The sequence below is a fragment of the Pseudomonas nicosulfuronedens genome (assembly GCF_005877905.1).
Lineage (GTDB): Bacteria > Pseudomonadota > Gammaproteobacteria > Pseudomonadales > Pseudomonadaceae > Pseudomonas > Pseudomonas nicosulfuronedens.
On the sequence record NZ_SWDV01000013.1, the window covers coordinates 173,649 to 191,432 of the forward strand.

The following is a 17,784-nucleotide window of genomic DNA, read 5'->3' on the forward strand; positions in this document are numbered from 1 at the left end:
GGCGCCGCCATGAACCCCAACCGCCTGACCCTGCCGCTGCTCGGCGCACTGCTGGCCAGTCCCGTCGCGCACGCCGACGACGGCCAGTACCCCAACGTCGGCCTGGATTACGACGCCACCTTCCAGTACGACTACACCCGCGCCGACCACTCCCAGCCCGGCGGCCGCGAGACGCTGGACGGCTACCCGGACATCAACAGCACCTTCTACTTGCGCTTCAGCCGCGACTCGCAGATTCGCTTCTCCACCGAGATCAACCCGATCGACCCGCCGAACAACGGCGAGAAGCGCTTCTTCGAAGATGTCGGCATGGTCATCAACGAGCTGGACTACTACCAGCAGTTCGACAACCAGGCTTTCGTCGTCGGCAAGTACCACGTACCCATCGGCCGCGCCATGGACCAGGCACCGGGGCTCTATACCAGCGACTTCGTCGATACCTACGACATGGACGGCATGCTCGGCGGTACCTACTCGTACCGCTTCTTCAGCCAGAGTCTGGGCAATATCGAACCGAACCTGAGCCTGTATACCGCCGACAACTCCTACCTGGGCCGGCCGTACTTCCGCCACGGCGAGATGCTCAAGAAGGACGCCGGCGGCCCGGCCAATACCGGCAAGCTGGACTCCTATGCGGTGATGGTGAACTGGCTGGCGATCCCGGCGATTCCCTACCTGGAATTGCAGGCCGGCTACGCGCGCAGCCGCGAGGGCGATGCTGTGGAGGGGCAAGGCGAACCGGACGACGAGGTCATCCGCCTGGCGTCGGCGCGCTATATCTGGGCCTTCCACGGCAATACCCTGGGGCCGACGCTGGACCGGCAATACATGGACCTGGTGCCCTTCATCGAGTACGCCGACGTCGACAACGAGGACGCCATTGCCGGCAACGACACGAAGTACCTGACCACCTCGCTGACCTTCGACTGGGGCCTGTGGGCCTTCGGCCTGACGCGCACCAACAAGAGCTACAGCCTGGGCGATACGCCCGACGACTACCTCAACGAATTCAGCGTGGTCTACAACATCACCGGGCAGCTCAAGCTGGACGTCTCCGCCGGCACCCAGAAACAACAGGGTGAGAACTCCAACATCGTCGGCCTGGCGCTGACCTATTCGGGAGGCTATTGACCATGCGGCTCTGGATACTCTGCCTGGCACTGCTGGTGGGCACGCTGGAGGCAGCGACCCGCACCGATGTCGGCGGGCCGTTCAGCCTCATCGACCAGGACGGCCAGCGAGTGACCGAGCGCAGCTACGAAGGGCGTCCGGCGCTGCTCTACTTCGGCTTCACCTCCTGCCCGGACATCTGCCCGACGGACCTCGCCAGGATGGCGCGTATCGCCCGCGCGGTGGAGCAGGAGAAGGGCGTGAAACCCCGCCCGATCTTCGTCACCCTGGATCCCGAACGCGATACGCCGCAGCAGCTCAAGGGCTATGTCGGGCACTTCGATGCGGAGTTCGTCGGCCTCACCGGCACGCCGCAGGAGATCGCCAGCATTACCGACGAGTATCACGTGTTCTACAAGAAGGTACCCACTGGCGACAGGCCCGGTGACTACACGGTCGATCACTCCACCTTCCTGTTCCTGCTGGACAGGGAGGGCGGTTATCTCGACCACTTCGGCCGGGGGCTGAAGGAGGAGGAGATCGTCGAGCGTGTCGCGCAGAAACTGAGTCAGTGAGTACGGGTTGGCACTTTCGCCTGTCACGTCGCTGAGGCTCTGCGACGCTTGTTAGCGTGACGGATCACCCCCGCTGGAGAATCTGTCATGAACGATGAAGTCGAGAACCTGCAAGCCGTTCGCCAGTCCCCCTGGTTCCGCCGTGCGCGATGGATGCAAGGGTTCGGGCTGGTCATGTTCATCGTGGCCGTGTCGCTGGCTCTCTTCACCGATTTCACCGAACACCCGCGAGGCATCACTGCCATCGCCATACTGGGAGCGCTGGGGCTTCTGTCGCTGGTGCCGGCACGGTTCATCCTCACCGTTTACCTGATGAGCCCCGCAGACAAGAAGCGAGCGGGCGACCAGGCGAACCGCAGGCCATTTTCGTGATGCCATGTCGGCGGATCGGCCCGCTGGCGAGCGTTTCGTCAGCTATCGCTCCGTCCGCCGGATTGCCTGATAGCGTGGAAGAACACCTCTCGCGGAGATTGCAAAATGGACAACGAGAGCAACTTCCTGAGCCATCAGCGCTCATCCTGGCACCTGCGCGCCCTGCGGATGCAGTGGTTCGGTGTGGTATTGCTGTTCCTCGCCGCGGCCCTCGCGGCGCTGACCGATTTCCTCGACCAGGGTGGCGGCGTGGCGATCCTCATCGTCTTCGCCGTGGTTGGCTTGCTGGCCCTGCTGGTGGCGCGGTTGATCCTGCTGAGCCCGGCGGGCAGGCTCCGTACTCGGCACCCGTGAGGTTTCGCTGCGGCGAAGAACGCTTGCCCTAGCGCCGCGGGATGGACTGCACCTGTGGCTGGATCTGTTGCTGAGGAATGCGCTGGTAACCCATTTGACCCTCGTCCATGGGCGGCGGGGGTGGCGCGTCCGGGTGGCGATTGTGAGTACCGCAGGATGAGCCGCCGAGCAGCACGGCCAGTGCGACGATCAGCAGCAGAAAAGTGGACTTGCCCATGGCATGTCTCCTGGATGATCCCTCCCACGAGTGAAAGCGAAAACCCGGTGTTGGAGGGCCCGGCCTGACGAATGGGGCGTCTGCGGCATTTGGTATCTGGCGATTGTGCGAAACCGCGCCGTGCGGCCCTCTCGCCGCTCGTGCAGAACGCCGGGGCTCATCCATACTCAAGCCATTCGCCCTGGCGCTGGGCCAGGTGGCAAGGAGGGCGGGATGCTCGACTACGTTGCTTTGGGAATACTGATTTTTGCCGCGGTGGTGCTGTTCTACGGCATCATCGTGCTGCACGACATTCCCTATGAGATCGCGGTGCACCGCGATCACCCCCATCAGGACGCGATCCACGCGGCCGGATGGGTGAGTCTTTTCACCCTGCACGCACTCTGGCCGTTCCTCTGGATCTGGGCCATGTTGTACCGCAAGGACCGTGGCTGGGGATTCCACCACGGCCGAACACCGCAAGCCGAGGCGGAGTATCTCGAAGGACAACTGGCGGAATTGCGCCACCGTCTGGAAGTACTGGAAGGCAGAGCGACCGGCGCCGACACGCCGCCTGTACCGAAACAGCCGGGCGGGGAGGGCTGAAGCATGGATTTGTTGCTGATCCTGACCTACACCGCCATCTGCATTGCCATCTTCAAGATCTTCCGCATCCCGCTGAACAAGTGGACAGTCCCAACCGCCGTGCTCGGCGGTGTGGTACTGATCGGTGCGCTGATCTTCACCATGAACTACAACCACCCGTATTCCGAAGTGGCGCGTACCTATTTCGTCACCACGCCAGTGATTCCGGTAGTAACCGGGCAGGTCATCGAAGTACCGGTGAAGAGTAACGAGCTGATCGAGAAGGGTGCCGTGCTCTTCCGCCTTGATCCCAAACCGTTCCAGCTGAAACTGGACTCGATCAAGGCGCAACTGGTGTCGGCGCGCGCCGACCAGTCTCGCGCCCGCGAACTGGCCTTGCGCAACGTGGGCAACAAGCGCGACGTCGATCTGACCACCGCACGGGTCGATGACCTGAACGCACAACTGGGGCTGGCCCAGTTCAACCTCGACAACTCGGTGGTGCGTGCTCCGTCCCGAGGCTTCGTCACCCACGTTTCGCTGCGCCCGGGCATGATGGCGACACGCCTGCCGCTGCGTCCCTCGATGGTCTTCGTGCCGGACGAGGGCCAGTACTTCGTTGCCTGGATGCGCCAGAACAGCCAGCTGCGCCTCACCGCCGGGGACGAAGCGGAGATTGCCTTCGACGGCATTCCCGGCAAGGTCTTCAGTGGCAAGGTCAAGCAGGTCATCGGTGTGATCGGTGAAGGCCAGGTACAGCCCTCCGGCACCCTGCTCAGCTACACCGGCTCACCGCCGGCTGGCCGTGTGCCGGTGTTCATCGAGATCACCGACCCCGACTACGCCCAGTACGCCACCCTGATGCCCGGCGGCTCCTACGGCCAGGCGGCGCTGTACAGCCAGCATTTCCACCACGTGGCGATCATGCGCAAGATCCTCCTGCGCATGGCGGCCTGGATGAACTACATCTTCCCGTTCCACTGATCCATCCCCGCGCTGCGGCCGCCCGGCCGCAGCCGTTCCCCCCAGAATGGCCCCCCTGTAGGAGCGAGCTTGCTCGCGAATCGCTTTGCGCCTGTGCCGCCGGTGAACACTGTTCGCGAGCAAGCTCGCTCCTACGAAAATCGGGCGCGTGCTGCCTGTCATGAAATGAAAAGCCCCTGTCGCACGATGTGAAGCTTCCTGCCCGGCCCCTGCCTATTGTCCGCTCAAAGGGCGCTTGCCTGCTCCAAACGGGGCGCCCACGACAACAAGACAACTGGAGATTCCGGCCATGGCCAAAGCCGTTCGTTTCTATGAAACAGGGGGACCCGAAGTCCTGCGTTACGAGGACGTGGAGGTCGGCGAGCCCGGCCCGGGGCAAGTGCGCATCCGCCATGTGGCGGTGGGCCTGAACTACGCCGATACCTACTTCCGCAATGGCACCTACGCCGTCCCGCTGCCCAGCGGCATGGGCGTGGAGGCCGCCGGTGTGGTGGTCGCGGTGGGCGAGGGTGTGAACAACGTCGTGCCCGGTGACCGCGTAACCTACACCGGCTTCATCAACACCCTCGGCGCCTACAGCACCGAGCGCCTGGTACCGGCGGCGCCGCTTATCCGCCTGCCGGAGAACATCGCCTTCGAGACCGCTGCCGCCATGACCATGCGCGGTCTGACCTCGGCCTACCTGCTGCGGCGCATCCATGACTTCAAGCCGGGCCAGAGCATCCTGCTGCATGCTGCCGCCGGCGGTGTCGGGCTGATCGTCGCGCAGTGGGCAAAGCTGCTCGGCCTGCGGGTCATCGGTACGGTGTCCAGCGACGCCAAGGCCGAGATCGCCTTCGCCCACGGTTGTGAGCACGTCATCAACTACAGCCGCGAAGGCGTGGCCGAGCGGGTGCGCGAACTGACCGATGGCCGTGGCGTGGACGTGGTCTTCGACAGTGTCGGCAAGGACACCTTCATGACCTCCCTGGAGTCGCTCAAGCGCCGAGGCCTGATGGTCTGCGTCGGCACCGCCTCTGGCCCGATCCCGCCGTTCGATCCGGTGCTGCTGGCGATGAAAGGCTCGATCTTCCTCACTCGTCCGGCCCTCGCCGACTACATCGCCGACCCGGCGGAAAAGGCGGCGCTGCTGGACGAGCTGTTCACCCACGTGGGCAATGGCGACATCCGCATCGAGATCAACCAGCACTACGCGCTGGAGGATGCCGTGCAAGCCCACCGCGACCTCGAGTCGCGCAAGACCACCGGCTCGTCGATCTTCGTCATCTGAGGGCGCCGCCATGCACGTAGAACGTCTGACCTGCAGCATCGGCGCCGAGATATCCGGGGTGAACCTGGGCGACGCCTCCCGCGATGAAGGGCTGTTCGCCGAGCTGCGCGAGTTGCTGCTCAAGCACAAGGTGCTGTTCCTGCGCGACCAGGACATCACCCGTGCCGAGCACGTCGCCTTCGCCCATCGCTTCGGCGAGCTGGAGGACCACCCGGTGGCCGGCAGCGATCCGGAGCACCCGGGCCTGGTGCGGATCTACAAGACTCCGGACCTGCCCAACGACCGCTACGAGAACGCCTGGCACACCGACGCCACCTGGCGCGAGGTGCCGCCAATGGGCTGCGTCCTGCGCTGCGTGGAGTGCCCGCCGGTGGGCGGAGACACCATGTGGGCGAACATGGCGCTGGCCTACGAGATGCTGCCGGCCGAGATCAAGGAGCGCATCGCCAACCTGCGCGCACGCCACAGCATCGAGGCCAGCTTCGGCGCGGCGATGCCCATCGACAAGCGCCTGGCGCTCAAGGCCCTGTACCCCGACGCCGAGCACCCAGTGGTGCGCACCCACCCGGAGACCGGCGAGAAGGTGCTGTTCGTCAACGCCTTCACCACCCACTTCAGCAACTACCACACCCCGCAGAACGTGCGTTTCGGCCAGGACGCCAACCCGGGTGCCTCGGACCTGCTGCGCTACCTGGTGAGCCAGGTGTACATCCCCGAGTTCCAGGTGCGCTGGCGCTGGCGCAAGAACGATGTGGCGATCTGGGACAACCGCTGTACCCAGCACTACGCGGTGATGGACTACCCACCCTGCACGCGCCGCATGGAGCGTGCCGGGATCATCGGCGACAAGCCGTTCTGAGTCTCGAAACAAGCCCCCTACAAGAACAATTCCAGGAGACAGACATGCAATTCTTCGACGATTCGCTGCACCCCGAGAACCAGGAAAAGGTGGTCATCACCACCGCGCCCTATGGTCCGGAATGGATGCCCGAGGACTTCCCCGAAGACATCCCGGTGACCATGGACGAGCAGGTGCAGAAGGCCGTTGACTGCTATGAAGCCGGCGCCACCGTGCTCCACCTGCACGTACGTGAGCTGGACGGCAAGGGCTCCAAGCGCCTGTCCAAGTTCAACGAGCTGATCGCCGGCGTACGCGAAGCCGTGCCGGACATGATCATCCAGGTCGGCGGCTCGATTTCCTTCGCCCCGGAAAGTGACGGCGAAGCGGCCAAGTGGCTGTCCGACGACACCCGGCACATGCTCGCCGAGCTGACTCCCAAGCCCGACCAGGTGACGGTGGCGATCAACACCACCCAGATGAACATCATGGAGCTGCTCTACCCGGAGTACCTCAAGGGCACCTCCCTGGAGAACCCGCTGTACCAGGCAGCCTACAGCGAGATGACCGTGCCGGCCGGCCCGGCCTGGGTCGAGGAACACCTCAAGCGCCTGCAGGCCGCCGGCATCCAGCCGCACTTCCAGCTCACCGGCATGCACGCCCTGGAAACCCTCGAGCGCCTGGTGCGCAAGGGCGTCTACAAGGGCCCGCTGAACCTGACCTGGATCGGCATCGGCGGCGGCTTCGACGGCCCCAATCCGTTCAACTTCATGAACTTCGTGCACCGCGCTCCGGACGGCGCCACCGTCACTGCCGAATCGCTGCTCAAGAACGTCCTGCCGTTCAACATGATGGCGATGGCCATGGGGCTGCACCCGCGTTGCGGTATCGAGGACACCATCATCGGCCAGCACGGCCAGCGCATGAGTTCGGTGGAGCAGATCCAGCAGTGCGTCCGCGTCGCCCATGAACTGGGTCGCGAGGTCGCCAGCGGCAAGGAAGCGCGCGCCATCTACAAGATCGGCGTGCAGTACGACAGCGTCGAGGAAACCCTGCGCATGAACGGCATGGCGCCCAACCGCCAGCCGGGCCAGAAGTCCGTCCCGCAACGCGCGTGACAGGCTCCGGCGCGGGTTCTGCCAGTAACCCGCGCCGGCTTTCAACCAGAACAACAAGAATCCACTGACCCACCCGGAGCACTATCGCCATGGCCATCCCCTCCGTCGCCCTGGGCGACATCCCTGCCGCTGAACCCAGCGTGCCGCGCCGCTATGCCTGGGTGGTGTTTGCCCTGACCTTCGGCCTGCTGATTTCCGACTACATGTCGCGCCAGGTGCTCAACGCCGTCTTTCCGCTGCTCAAGGTCGAATGGACCCTGAGCGATGCGCAGCTCGGCCTGCTCAGCGGCATCGTCGCGGTGATGGTCGGCTTGCTGACCTTCCCCCTGTCGCTGCTCGCCGACCGCTGGGGACGCGTGCGTAGCCTGGCGCTGATGGCCATGCTCTGGAGCCTCGCCACCTTGGGCTGCGCCGTGGCGCAGACCTTCCCGCAGATGTTCGCTGCACGCTTTTTCGTCGGCGTCGGCGAGGCCGCCTACGGCAGCGTCGGCATCGCCGTGGTCATCTCGGTGTTCCCGGCGCACCTGCGCGCCACCCTGACCGGAGCTTTCATGGCCGGCGGCATGTTCGGCTCGGTGCTCGGCATGGGCCTGGGCGGGGTGCTCGCCGCGCACCTGGGCTGGCGCTGGGCCTTTGCCGGCATGGCGCTGTTCGGCCTGCTGCTGGCGCTGCTCTATCCGCTGATCGTCAGCGAGAAACGCATCGCGCCGGTTGCCGCCGCTGAAGCCAGGCAACAGGCCGGCGGACGCTCGCTGCGCAGCCTGTTCGGCAGCCGTTCGGTGATCGCCGCTTATCTGGGCAGCGGCCTGCAATTGTTCGTTGCCGCCGCGGTGATGGTGTGGATCCCCAGCTACCTCAACCGCTACTACCACCTGGACACCGGCAAGGCCGGGCTGATCTCGGCGGTCATCGTGCTGGTGGGCGGCAGTGGCATGGTGCTCTGCGGCATCCTCTGCGACCGTCTGGGGCGCGCCAATCCACCGCGCAAGATCATTCTCGCTATCGGCTTCTGCCTGGTCAGCTGTGTCCTGCTGTCCATCGCCTTCCACCTGCCGCCGGGCACCGCGCAACTGAGCCTGCTCGCGATGGGCATGCTGGTCGCGGCCGGCACCTCGGGGCCGTCCGGCGCCATGGTTGCCAACCTCACCGCACCCGCTGTGCATGGCACTGCCTTTGCCACCCTGACCCTGGCCAACAACCTGCTGGGCCTGGCCCCCGGCCCGCTGCTCACCGGCGTACTGGCCGACCATATCGGCCTGGATCGCGCCTTCCAGCTCATCCCGCTGCTGAGCATCCTCGCCGCGCTGGTGTTCATCTACGCCCGCCGCCACTACCACAACGACATGCGCCGCCTGCGCGGCGAAGAGGAGGGCGCCTGATGCCGACTCTCAATCTGGACATGACTTTCGACTTCATCTGCCCCTGGTGCCTGATCGGCAAGCGCAACCTCGACGTCGCGCTGCGCCTGCTGGCCCGCCAGCGCCCCGAGCTGCAGGTGCGGGTGAACTGGCTCGGCCTGCAACTGCTGCCGCAGATTTCGATGGACGGCGAACCCTTTGCCGAGTTCTACCAGCGCCGTCTGGGCGGCAAGCGTGCTGTGAAGGCACGCATGGGCGAAGTGCGGCGGGCGGCGGAGGGCGCCAAGGTCGATCTCGACCTCGAACGCATCCTCACCATGCCCAATACCACCTATGCGCACCGGGTGTTTCAGCGCGCGGTGCACGTAGGCAGCGAGAGTCAGAAGGAGCAGCTGCTGGAGATGATCTTCCGCGCGCACTTCCAGCTCGGCCAGGACATCGGCAACCGCGACACCCTGCGCCGTCTGCTGCGCGCCTGCGATTTCAAGGAGGCTGACTTCGAGGATGCCCTGGCCGATGGTGCCCGCCAGTTCATCGGCCGCCGCGTCGCCCTGGCGGACTCCAGCGTGCCGATGTTCCTCCTTGAAGGCCGTGCCTTCGCCCTGGGCGGGCAGAGCCCGGAACAGCTGCTGGCAGCCCTCCACCGAGCTTTGGAACGACAGTTCCCGGAGGCGATCCCGGCATGAATGCTGTGCTGCACATTCCCGCCGAACGCCTGCCGGCGCGCGGCGGCCGGAGCCTGATCCACCATGAGCAGGGGCTCATCCTGCTCCTGGATATCGACGGCGAGCTGCATGCCATCGGCGACAGCTGCCCCCATGCTGGCGCCTCGCTGTTCAGCGGTCGCCTGGATGGCCGCTGGCTACAGTGCCCGGCCCATGGCCTGCGCTTTGATGTGGCCACGGGTTGCCCGGCGGGTATCAAGGGCTTCGGCCTGCGCCGGCACGGGATCTCTTGGATTGCCGGCGAGTGCCACGTGGTGATTGCCGATGAAGAGGTGTCGGCATGACCGCGCTGACGATTTCTGCCCTCGGCAGCCGCAGCCGCACCTTGCTGCCGGGCCTGCTGGTCAGCGCCATGGTGGCGGCCGCTGCCACCTTCCTGTCCGAACACTATGGCGCGCCGGTGATGCTCTTTGCGCTGCTGCTCGGCTTGGCGATGAACTTCCTCTCCGCCGACAGCGTCTGCAAGGCCGGCATCGAGTTCACCGCCCGCGAAATCCTGCGCCTGGGCGTGGCACTGCTGGGTATCCGCATCACCTTCGGGCAGATCGCCGAGCTGGGCTGGCAGCCGGTGGTCATGGTGGTGGTGCTGGTCACGGTGACTATCCTGGTGTCCATCGCGGCGGCCCGAGCCATGGGCTTCAACTTCCTCTTCGGTTTGTTGACCGGCGGCGCCACGGCTATCTGCGGCGCCTCGGCAGCCCTGGCCCTGGCGGCGGCCTTGCCAGCGCACACGCAGAAGGAGAAGGCCACGCTGTTCACCGTGCTCGGTGTCTCGGCGCTGTCGACCCTGGCGATGATCCTCTACCCGATGATCGTCCGCTCGCTGGGCCTGCCGCCATTGCAGGCGGGCATCTTCCTTGGCGGCACCATCCACGATGTGGCCCAGGTGGTCGGTGCCGGTTACAGCCTTTCGAAGGACGTGGGCGACAGCGCCACGGTGGTCAAGCTGATGCGCGTGGCCATGCTGCTGCCGGTGATCCTCTGCGCGGCGATGATCACCCGCGCCCGCGGCGTGGAGCCGGGGGACAAGCGTCCGCCGCTGCTGCCGTGGTTCGCCGTGGGCTTCGTGCTGCTGGCGGCGGTGAACAGCACCGGCTTCCTGCCGTCGCTGGTGGTGGAGGCGGGCGGGAAGCTGTCGCAGTGGTGCCTGGTGATTTCCATCGCAGCGCTGGGGATGAAGACCCAGCTCAAGGCGCTGGCGACGGTGGGAGTGAAACCGATCCTGCTGATGGTGGGGGAGACGGTGTTTCTGGCCCTGTTGGTGCTGGGGATGTTGAAGGTCGCGGGTTGATCCCGCTGCGTCGGTCGTAAGTCGTAGGGCGCATAACGTGCCAGCGTTATCTGCCGACGTGGTATCGGCGGATAACCCGTTCCGGGTTATGCGCCCTACGCAAAGACTCCTGTTTTGGCTTTGGCTTTTGAGGGCTTCCAGAGGAACTCCGATCACCTTGGCCCCCCGATAACGCCGACGTAATCGGTGAAACACCCATCCTGCGAACTGTTTTGGTTTTGGTTTTGGTTTTGGTTTTGGTTTTGGTTTTGGCTTTTGAGGGCTTCCAGAGAAACTTCCGCGCGCGCCGAATGCCCCTTTCAGGAGGCCGAAGGTGATCGGAGTTTCAGGGGCCCGCCGCGAAGGGCCATCCCTGGCCCATCGCGGCTCTCGCGGCATCCATGCCGCTCAACCCCCGAAACTCCGCTTCAACGAGGCCTCCTGAACGGGGCGTTCGGAGTGCGCTGACGTTTATCTGGAAGCCTTGCCAAGCCAAAGCCAAAGCCAAAGCCAAAGCCAAAGCCAAAGCGTGCTCTTGTAGGAGCGAGCTTGCTCGCGAACCGCACCGCACCGTCCTATCAGGAATGAATCACTCCCCCTCCCGCCCCAGATGCTCCTTGCGCCAGGCCGCCGGCGACACACCGAACTGCACCGCGAACCAGCGCGTGAACGAGCTGGGCATCGAATACCCCAGCAGGTCGGCGATGCGCCCCAGCGAATAGCGCGGGTTCTCCATGTAGCGCAGCACCAGCTCGCGGCGGACTTCGTTGATCAGGTCGGAGAAGGTCACCCCGTTGTCTTCCAGTCGCCGTTGCAGTGTGCGCACGTTCAGCCCCAGCGACTGGGCGATCTGCTCGATGGTCGCGCGGCCCATGGGCAACAGCAGGTAGATGGACTTGCGCACCTCGTTCAGCGTGCTGCCGTCGGTGGCGCCGGGCAGGGAGTCGACGAAGCTTCGCGCATGTCGCGCCATGGCCGGGTCGGCCATCGGGTTGGCGGCGTCGAGGTCGGCGGCGGGGATGACGATGCCGTTGAACTCGCTGCCGAATTCGATCTTGCAGCCGAACAGACGCCGGTGGACCTGCAGGTCCGCCGGGGCGTCGTGGCTGAAGTTGACGCTGATCGGTCGCCAGTGCGGGCCGAGGAGGGCGGCGCAAAGGCGGTAGAGCGTACCCAGGGCCAGCTCCAGACCCTGGCGCATGGGCATCGGCGGTACGGTGAGGAGTTCCTCGCGCAGGATCGCCATCTTGCCTTCCTGGTCCACGTACAGCGCCAGGGATTCGTTGAGCAGGTGGCGGTAGCGAATGATGGTGTCCATTGCCTCGCGCAGGGTGGCCTGGTGCGACAGCAGCAGGCTGATCACGCCGAAGTCGGCGAGTTGGCGCGATTCGGCCATGCGCAGGCCGAAGGTCTCGCAGCCGCTGATGCGCGCCGAGTCCTCCAGCAGACCGACCGCCGCGGAGACGGGGATGCGCTGCTCCGGGTGCTCGAGCATGGATTGAGAGAGGCCCACCGCACTCAGTTGCTGCTGCGGGTTGAGGCCCAGGTGTCGGGCCACTTCCAGGTAGTTGGTCAGGGCCGCAATGCGAACCATTGGAGTCATGCCGATCGCCTTCTTGTTCTTGTGGTTGCTGCGTGCCGGCGGGGTCCGGGGACGCCGACGGCCGAGCGCACGCTGGCTGGGTCGATGACAGCAGATTCTATCGGCAGCTGTAACCAAGCGTGTACGAAGTTTCGCAGTTCGGCCAGTGCCTGCGGCGCTCTGGAATGCGCCGTACGTCCCGTGGTGCAAGCCATGCAGCCGGGCGGCGAGGCTTCAGGCGGGGCAGGGCCTGTCATCAAATGCGAAGTGCCTGACGCTCAATGCAAAGCACCTTCACCGGTGCATCTCTACTGTCTGTCCAACAAGTTCGAAATCACGGCAAAGGTGAATCGGTGAGCCATAACAAGACTTCCACCACCGTCCTCATGGTCCCCGGACTGCGCGACCACGTGGCCGAGCATTGGCAGACCCTGCTCCAGCAGCGCCTGCCCAATGTTCGCAGCGTGCCGCCGCTGACCGAGAACAAGCTGGACTTGAGCGCCCGTGTCGATGCCATCCAGCGCGAACTGGAAAGCATCGACGGCGAGGTGATCCTGGTTGCCCACAGTGCCGGTGTACTGATGGTCGCCCACTGGGCGGCACGCTACAGCCGACCGATCAAGGGCGCATTGCTGGCTACACCGCCGGATCTCGACGGCGATTGGCCTGCCCATTATCCCAAGCCGGCGGTCCTGGCCGAAATGGGTTGGGCGCCACTGCCGCTGGAGCCTTTGCCATTCCCCACGCTGGTGGCCTGCAGTGACAACGACCCGCTGGCGAGCCCTGAGGCCGTGCAGCGCATGGCCCGCCACTGGCGCGCCAGCCTGGTGGAACTGGGCCGTGTCGGCCACCTCAACCCCGCTTCGGGATTCGGCGACTGGCCTGAGGCGCAAGCGCTGATCCAGATGCTGGACAGCTGATTCACCACCCCTGACTCAACAGCAACCCCCGGTTCCGGCGTTCACGCCGGGGCAGGCCCTCGTGCGCCCTGGCGCACGCGAAAGGGGCTGCGGGACGGGCCCGGAAAGCGTCCCGACCACAACAAGAAACGGAGCACACGCATGCATCATCAGAGCAACCCCCTGCAACGCTGCCTGCTGGCAACCGCTGTCGTCACCGCGATGGCCAGCCAGTCGCTGCAGGCCTTCGAGCTGGACACCGGCAACCCCGACCTGTCGATTCGCTTCGACAACACCGTCAAGCTCAGCTACGGGCAACGGGTCGAGTCGCCCAACAGCAAGATCGCCGGTACTGCCAACACCAACGACGGCGACCGCAACTTCTCCTCCGGCACTCCGGTGACCCAGCGTTTCGACCTGCTCAGCGAACTGGACTTCGTCTACCGCGACAGCATGGGCTTCCGCCTGTCTGCCGCCGGCTGGTACGACCATGCCTACGATGATGTCGGCTCGGACAACCCGTTCCCCGGCCAGAAGGGCAACGCCGGCCACCTGGTCAGCCGCAACGGCACCGTGATTTCCCCGCGGGGTGCACAGCCGGCCACCCATGGCTTGAGTACCTTCGCCGACCGCTACTACAACGGCCCGTCCGGTGAGCTGCTCGATGCCTTCGTCTTTGCCAGCCACCAGGTCGGTGACGACATGCAGCTCAGCGGCAAGCTCGGCCGCCACACCATCTACTGGGGCGAGACGCTGTTCAGCGCCGCCAACGGCATCAACTACGGCCAGTCGGCCCTGGACCTGGGCAAGCTGTACAACGTGCCCGGCACCGAGGCGAAAGAGCTGTTCATGCCGCGCAACCAGCTGTCCGCCTCGCTGACCGTGAACCCCGAGCTGACCCTGGCGGCGCAGTACTTCCTCGAGTTCGAGAACTCGCGCTTCCCCGAAGGCGGCACCTACATGGGCCCCTACGACATGCTCAACGACGGCGGCAACGTCTTCTGGCTGCCGCTGCCTGCGCAGAACGCCTTCTATGGCGCGCCGCGTGGCCATGACCGCGAGCCGAGCAACACCGGCGACTTCGGCCTGATGGCCAAGTGGAGCCCGGAATGGCTCGACGGCACCCTGGGCTTCTACTACCGCAACACCTCCGACACCCTGCCGGCGGTGCTCATCGACGCGCCGAACCTGCACAAGCCCGGCCTCGCCGGCCTGCAGGGGATGAACTACATCACCGCCTATGCCGACGACATCGACATCTACGGCATCAGCCTGTCGAAGGAAATCGGCGGGGTGAGCGTCGGCATGGACCTGAACTACCGCGAGAACATGCCGCTGGCGAGCAACTTCACCACGGTCAACTCCACGCTCTATGCAGCGGCCAAGCGCGGCGCGGTCAACGGCGCCAACCTGATCGGCGAGCTGCCCAGCGACGGCGACACCGGCCTCGCTCGCGGCAAGACCTTCCACGTCGTGCTCAACGGCCTGGTCACCTTCGGCGCCACCCCGCTGTGGGACGCCTCGTCCCTGGCCGTGGAAGGCACCCTGACGCACCTGATCGACGTCACCGAAGGCGAGCAGACCTTCAAGGGTGACTCCAGCTACCACGGCGTCGACAAGGTCACCACCAATGCCTACGCCATGTCGGCCAACTTCACCCCGACCTGGTACCAGGCCTTCCCCGGCGTCGACCTGTCCATGCCCATGGCCTACAACGTCGGCCTGCACGGCAACTCGGCAGTGCAGCTGGGCGGCAACGAAGACGCCGGCAGCTACTCCATCGGCGTGGCTGCGGACTTCCACCAGAAGTACCGCCTGGACCTGAAGTACGTCGACGCCTTCGGCCCCTTCGACACCTGCGAAAGCGGCCGCGACAACAACACCCCTGGCGCCAACGGCCAGTACCAGTGCATTCCCGGCCAGATCACCTCGCAGGGCGGCCTCGCGCCCCTGTTGAAGGACCGCGGCATGGTCACCGCCTCCCTGAAGGCCACCTTCTGATTTCACCCCAGGCTTCGAGCTCGAAGCAGGAGAAACACAGCATGAACTTCAAACCCACCCTGATCGCCACCGCCCTCGGCCTGAGCCTCTGCGGCCTGGCCCAGGCCGCCGTTTCCCCGCAGGATGCTGCCCAGCTGGGCAGCACCCTGACCCTGGTCGGCGCCGAGAAGGCCGCCAGCAGCGACGGCGCGATTCCCGCTTACAGCGGCGGCCTGACCAGCGCCCCGGCCGGGTTCAAGGCCGGCGACAGCATGCGTCCGGACCCGTTTGCCGGTGAAAAGCCATTGCTGGTGATCGACGGCAAGAACGTCGAGCAGTACAAGAACCAGCTCAGCGCCACGACCGTGGAACTGGCCAAGCGCTATCCGAGCTTCCGCGTCGATGTCTACCCGACCCACCGCAGCGCCGCGCTGCCGGATACCGTGCTGGAGAACAGCAAGAAGAACGCCGTCACCGCCCAATCGCTGGAAGGCGGTACCGCCATCGACAACGCACTGCCGGGCGTACCGTTCCCGATTCCGCAGAGCGGCGCCGAAGCCATGTGGAACTTCCTGTTGCGCTATCAGGGCGTGAACATCAAGGCCAAGTACGACTCCTGGAACGTTGACGCCTCCGGCAGTGCCAACCTCGCCACCACCGGCCAGGCCTTCATCAACTACCCGGTGTACGAAGACCTCACCCAGCCGGTGAAGGGCTCCGAGGTCTACTACCAGATGAAGCTGTACTACAGCGGCCCGGCCCGCCGCGCCGGCGAGGCGATGATGCTCAAGGACGCCGCCAACCCGTTGCAGCAGCCGCGCCGCGCCTGGCAGTACCTGCCCGGCCAGCGCCGCGTGAAGCTGGCGCCGAACCTTGCCTACGACACCCCGAACCCCGGCATGGCCGGTGCCGGCACCTACGACGACGTGTTCGTCTTCAACGGTGCCCTGGACCGCTACGACTGGAAGCTGGTGGGCAAGCAGGAAATGATCGTGCCCTACAACACTTACCGCCTGACCTACGTCAGCGACATCAAGCCGGTGGTCACGCCCAACCACCTCTCGCCGGATTACGTTCGCTGGGAAAAACACCGCGTGTGGGTCGTCGAGGGCACCCTGAAGTCCGGGGCGCGACACATCTACGCCAAGCGCCGCTTCTACCTCGACGAAGACAGCTGGGTGGCCCTGGCCTCCGACCAGTACGACGCCCGCGGCCAGCTCTACCGCGGCTCCTTCGCCTTCCTCAGCCAGAGCTACGACAAGCGCATCCCGGACGCCACGCCGTTCATGATCTACGACCTCACCGCCGGTTCCTACAACATCAACGGCGTGGTCGGCCCGTACGGCGGCATCACCTACATCGATCCGCTGGCCAAGACCCAGTGGTCCCCCGAGGCGCTGGCCGGCAGCGGCATCCGCTGACCACGGGCGGCGGCCCCGGCGGGGGCCGCCGCTGCTCTACCCGAGGAAAGCTCCATGCAGATTCCCTTCAAGCGCCTGCTGCTCCTGGGCGCCTTGCTGCTGGCCGGCGGCGCCCATGCCGGTGACGACGCGGGTGGCTTCGTCGATGTGCTCGACCTGCCTGCCGCTTACAGCAACGCCCCCAGTCATGTCCCGCTGCTGGCCATCAGCCGCGCCGGCAACCGGCTGATCAGCGCGGGCGCGCGTGGCCACATCCTGTATTCCGATGACGGCGGCAGCAGTTGGCGCCAGGCCGAGGTGCCGGTGAGTTCCGACCTGACCGCCGTGCGCTTCCCCACGCCGCAGGACGGCTGGGCCGTCGGGCACGACGGCGTGGTCCTGCACAGCGCCGATGGCGGCCTGCACTGGCAGCGCCAGCTCGACGGCCGGCAGATCGGCCAGTTGATGATCGATTACTACAACGCCCACCCGCAGCCGGACAACGCCACCTGGCTGAACCAGGCTCAGCGGCTGAAGGAGGAGGGCGCCGACAAGCCATTCCTCGATCTGTGGTTCCGCGACGCGAAGGAAGGCTTCGTGGTTGGCGCCTTCAACCTGATCCTGCACACCACCGACGGCGGGCTCAGCTGGGAACCCTGGAACCACCGCATCGACAATCCCCAGGCGCTGCACCTGACCGCCATGACGGCGAGCGGCGATGACCTGTTCGTCGTTGGCGAGCAGGGCCTGCTGCTGCGCCTTGATGCTCGACAGGAGAGTCCACAGCAGCGTTTCGTCGCCCTGCCGTCGCCCTACGCCGGCAGCTTTTTCGGCGTTGTCGCGCGGCCCGGCCTGGTGTTCGCCTACGGCCTGCGCGGCCACGCGATCCGCAGCCTCGACGGCGGCGAAAGCTGGACAGCCGTGGATACCGGCCTTCCGGTGAGCCTGACCGCCGCCAGTTTCGACGCCAACGGCCGGCTGTACCTGTTCAGCCAGGCCGGCCAGGGGCTGGTCAGCGATGACAGTGGCGCCAGCTTCAGAACCCTGGACCTGGCCGAGCGCCTGCCCGTCAGCGGCGCCGTGGCCGGACCCGGCCGGCTGCTGCTGGTCGGCGCCCGCGGTATCCGCGAGAACGCGATACCGGTGCGCTGAGCGCACCGGTATCTCA

19 protein-coding genes are annotated in these 17,784 nt (G+C 65.6%); 17 read left to right on the forward strand and 2 right to left on the reverse strand.

Features of this window, described 5'->3' with window-relative positions; genetic code table 11:
* The first annotated feature begins 9 nt into the window (after positions 1 to 9).
* The 4 genes from FAS41_RS13655 to FAS41_RS13670 all read left to right on the forward strand — a co-directional run bounded on the left by FAS41_RS13655 (position 10) and on the right by FAS41_RS13670 (position 2,411).
* Positions 10 to 1,131, forward strand: a complete 1,122-nt coding sequence (locus FAS41_RS13655) for a hypothetical protein (protein WP_138523049.1) — start codon at positions 10 to 12, stop codon at positions 1,129 to 1,131.
* Positions 1,132 to 1,133: 2 nt separating this feature from the next.
* The gene (locus FAS41_RS13660) at positions 1,134 to 1,685 is read left to right on the forward strand and encodes an SCO family protein (RefSeq protein WP_138523051.1); all 552 of its coding nucleotides are present in this window, start codon (positions 1,134 to 1,136) and stop codon (positions 1,683 to 1,685) included.
* 87 nt (positions 1,686 to 1,772) lie between these two features.
* Positions 1,773 to 2,057, forward strand: coding sequence for a hypothetical protein (locus FAS41_RS13665; protein WP_138523053.1), 285 nt, complete (start codon positions 1,773 to 1,775; stop codon positions 2,055 to 2,057).
* A 105-nt stretch (positions 2,058 to 2,162) separates the two neighbouring features.
* A complete protein-coding gene (locus FAS41_RS13670) occupies positions 2,163 to 2,411 on the forward strand; it encodes a hypothetical protein (protein WP_138523055.1) in 249 nt (82 codons plus the stop codon).
* A 28-nt stretch (positions 2,412 to 2,439) separates the two neighbouring features.
* On the opposite strand, the gene FAS41_RS13675 is transcribed toward FAS41_RS13670, so the two are convergent.
* Positions 2,440 to 2,628 carry a hypothetical protein gene (locus FAS41_RS13675; RefSeq protein WP_138523057.1) on the reverse strand — a complete coding sequence of 63 codons (189 nt, stop codon included), beginning with the start codon at positions 2,626 to 2,628 and terminating at the stop codon, positions 2,440 to 2,442.
* Positions 2,629 to 2,841: 213 nt separating this feature from the next.
* On the opposite strand from FAS41_RS13675, the gene FAS41_RS13680 reads away from it, so the two are divergent.
* The 9 genes from FAS41_RS13680 to FAS41_RS13720 all read left to right on the forward strand — a co-directional run bounded on the left by FAS41_RS13680 (position 2,842) and on the right by FAS41_RS13720 (position 10,776).
* Entirely contained in the window at positions 2,842 to 3,213 is a 372-nt protein-coding gene (locus FAS41_RS13680) for a DUF3302 domain-containing protein (protein ID WP_138523059.1), read from the forward strand.
* 3 nt (positions 3,214 to 3,216) lie between these two features.
* On the forward strand, positions 3,217 to 4,176 hold the full coding sequence (locus FAS41_RS13685; RefSeq protein ID WP_138523061.1) for an HlyD family secretion protein: 960 nt from the start codon (positions 3,217 to 3,219) through the stop codon (positions 4,174 to 4,176).
* Positions 4,177 to 4,465: 289 nt separating this feature from the next.
* Positions 4,466 to 5,446, forward strand: a complete 981-nt coding sequence (locus FAS41_RS13690; protein WP_138523063.1) for a quinone oxidoreductase family protein — start codon at positions 4,466 to 4,468, stop codon at positions 5,444 to 5,446.
* A gap of 10 nt (positions 5,447 to 5,456) precedes the next feature.
* A complete protein-coding gene (locus FAS41_RS13695) occupies positions 5,457 to 6,305 on the forward strand; it encodes a TauD/TfdA dioxygenase family protein (protein WP_138523065.1) in 849 nt (282 codons plus the stop codon).
* A gap of 44 nt (positions 6,306 to 6,349) precedes the next feature.
* Positions 6,350 to 7,402, forward strand: a complete 1,053-nt coding sequence (locus FAS41_RS13700; RefSeq protein WP_138523067.1) for a beta-keto acid cleavage family enzyme — start codon at positions 6,350 to 6,352, stop codon at positions 7,400 to 7,402.
* An 89-nt stretch (positions 7,403 to 7,491) separates the two neighbouring features.
* Positions 7,492 to 8,781, forward strand: a complete 1,290-nt coding sequence (locus tag FAS41_RS13705) for an MFS transporter (RefSeq protein ID WP_138523069.1) — start codon at positions 7,492 to 7,494, stop codon at positions 8,779 to 8,781.
* Positions 8,781 to 9,446: a DsbA family protein gene (locus FAS41_RS13710; RefSeq protein ID WP_138523071.1), complete on the forward strand. Its 666-nt coding sequence runs from the start codon at positions 8,781 to 8,783 to the stop codon at positions 9,444 to 9,446. Before FAS41_RS13705 ends, FAS41_RS13710 begins: the two co-directional genes overlap by 1 nt.
* Positions 9,443 to 9,769, forward strand: a complete 327-nt coding sequence (locus FAS41_RS13715; RefSeq protein WP_138523073.1) for a Rieske (2Fe-2S) protein — start codon at positions 9,443 to 9,445, stop codon at positions 9,767 to 9,769. Before FAS41_RS13710 ends, FAS41_RS13715 begins: the two co-directional genes overlap by 4 nt.
* Positions 9,766 to 10,776: a YeiH family protein gene (locus tag FAS41_RS13720; RefSeq protein WP_138523075.1), complete on the forward strand. Its 1,011-nt coding sequence runs from the start codon at positions 9,766 to 9,768 to the stop codon at positions 10,774 to 10,776. Before FAS41_RS13715 ends, FAS41_RS13720 begins: the two co-directional genes overlap by 4 nt.
* A 568-nt stretch (positions 10,777 to 11,344) precedes the next feature.
* Here FAS41_RS13720 and FAS41_RS13730 read toward each other — a convergent pair.
* Positions 11,345 to 12,349: an AraC family transcriptional regulator gene (locus FAS41_RS13730; protein WP_138523154.1), complete on the reverse strand. Its 1,005-nt coding sequence runs from the start codon at positions 12,347 to 12,349 to the stop codon at positions 11,345 to 11,347.
* Positions 12,350 to 12,723: 374 nt separating this feature from the next.
* Between FAS41_RS13730 and FAS41_RS13735 the strand changes: the two genes are divergently transcribed.
* The 4 genes from FAS41_RS13735 (at position 12,724) to FAS41_RS13750 (ending at position 17,768) form a co-directional block, all read left to right on the forward strand.
* Entirely contained in the window at positions 12,724 to 13,257 is a 534-nt protein-coding gene (locus FAS41_RS13735) for an RBBP9/YdeN family alpha/beta hydrolase (RefSeq protein WP_425467715.1), read from the forward strand.
* 141 nt (positions 13,258 to 13,398) lie between these two features.
* Positions 13,399 to 15,237 (forward strand): DUF1302 domain-containing protein, encoded by a 1,839-nt coding sequence (locus FAS41_RS13740; protein ID WP_138523081.1) that lies wholly within the window; start codon positions 13,399 to 13,401, stop codon positions 15,235 to 15,237.
* 41 nt (positions 15,238 to 15,278) lie between these two features.
* On the forward strand, positions 15,279 to 16,637 hold the full coding sequence (locus FAS41_RS13745; RefSeq protein ID WP_138523083.1) for a DUF1329 domain-containing protein: 1,359 nt from the start codon (positions 15,279 to 15,281) through the stop codon (positions 16,635 to 16,637).
* A gap of 54 nt (positions 16,638 to 16,691) precedes the next feature.
* Complete coding sequence (locus tag FAS41_RS13750) at positions 16,692 to 17,768, forward strand: WD40/YVTN/BNR-like repeat-containing protein (protein WP_138523085.1); 1,077 nt, start codon at positions 16,692 to 16,694, stop codon at positions 17,766 to 17,768.
* Positions 17,769 to 17,784 lie beyond the last annotated feature (16 nt).

Bases quoted from the DNA above. Each gene is read 5' to 3' on its own strand.
- FAS41_RS13655 (WP_138523049.1), top strand. From the start codon at position 10: ATGAACCCCAACCGCCTGACCCTGCCGCTGCTCGGCGCACTGCTGGCC.
- FAS41_RS13660 (WP_138523051.1), top strand. From the start codon at position 1,134: ATGCGGCTCTGGATACTCTGCCTGGCACTGCTGGTGGGCACGCTGGAG.
- FAS41_RS13665 (WP_138523053.1), top strand. From the start codon at position 1,773: ATGAACGATGAAGTCGAGAACCTGCAAGCCGTTCGCCAGTCCCCCTGG.
- FAS41_RS13670 (WP_138523055.1), top strand. From the start codon at position 2,163: ATGGACAACGAGAGCAACTTCCTGAGCCATCAGCGCTCATCCTGGCAC.
- FAS41_RS13675 (WP_138523057.1), bottom strand. From the start codon at position 2,628: ATGGGCAAGTCCACTTTTCTGCTGCTGATCGTCGCACTGGCCGTGCTG.
- FAS41_RS13680 (WP_138523059.1), top strand. From the start codon at position 2,842: ATGCTCGACTACGTTGCTTTGGGAATACTGATTTTTGCCGCGGTGGTG.
- FAS41_RS13685 (WP_138523061.1), top strand. From the start codon at position 3,217: ATGGATTTGTTGCTGATCCTGACCTACACCGCCATCTGCATTGCCATC.
- FAS41_RS13690 (WP_138523063.1), top strand. From the start codon at position 4,466: ATGGCCAAAGCCGTTCGTTTCTATGAAACAGGGGGACCCGAAGTCCTG.
- FAS41_RS13695 (WP_138523065.1), top strand. From the start codon at position 5,457: ATGCACGTAGAACGTCTGACCTGCAGCATCGGCGCCGAGATATCCGGG.
- FAS41_RS13700 (WP_138523067.1), top strand. From the start codon at position 6,350: ATGCAATTCTTCGACGATTCGCTGCACCCCGAGAACCAGGAAAAGGTG.
- FAS41_RS13705 (WP_138523069.1), top strand. From the start codon at position 7,492: ATGGCCATCCCCTCCGTCGCCCTGGGCGACATCCCTGCCGCTGAACCC.
- FAS41_RS13710 (WP_138523071.1), top strand. From the start codon at position 8,781: ATGCCGACTCTCAATCTGGACATGACTTTCGACTTCATCTGCCCCTGG.
- FAS41_RS13715 (WP_138523073.1), top strand. From the start codon at position 9,443: ATGAATGCTGTGCTGCACATTCCCGCCGAACGCCTGCCGGCGCGCGGC.
- FAS41_RS13720 (WP_138523075.1), top strand. From the start codon at position 9,766: ATGACCGCGCTGACGATTTCTGCCCTCGGCAGCCGCAGCCGCACCTTG.
- FAS41_RS13730 (WP_138523154.1), bottom strand. From the start codon at position 12,349: ATGGTTCGCATTGCGGCCCTGACCAACTACCTGGAAGTGGCCCGACAC.
- FAS41_RS13735 (WP_425467715.1), top strand. From the start codon at position 12,724: ATGGTCCCCGGACTGCGCGACCACGTGGCCGAGCATTGGCAGACCCTG.
- FAS41_RS13740 (WP_138523081.1), top strand. From the start codon at position 13,399: ATGCATCATCAGAGCAACCCCCTGCAACGCTGCCTGCTGGCAACCGCT.
- FAS41_RS13745 (WP_138523083.1), top strand. From the start codon at position 15,279: ATGAACTTCAAACCCACCCTGATCGCCACCGCCCTCGGCCTGAGCCTC.
- FAS41_RS13750 (WP_138523085.1), top strand. From the start codon at position 16,692: ATGCAGATTCCCTTCAAGCGCCTGCTGCTCCTGGGCGCCTTGCTGCTG.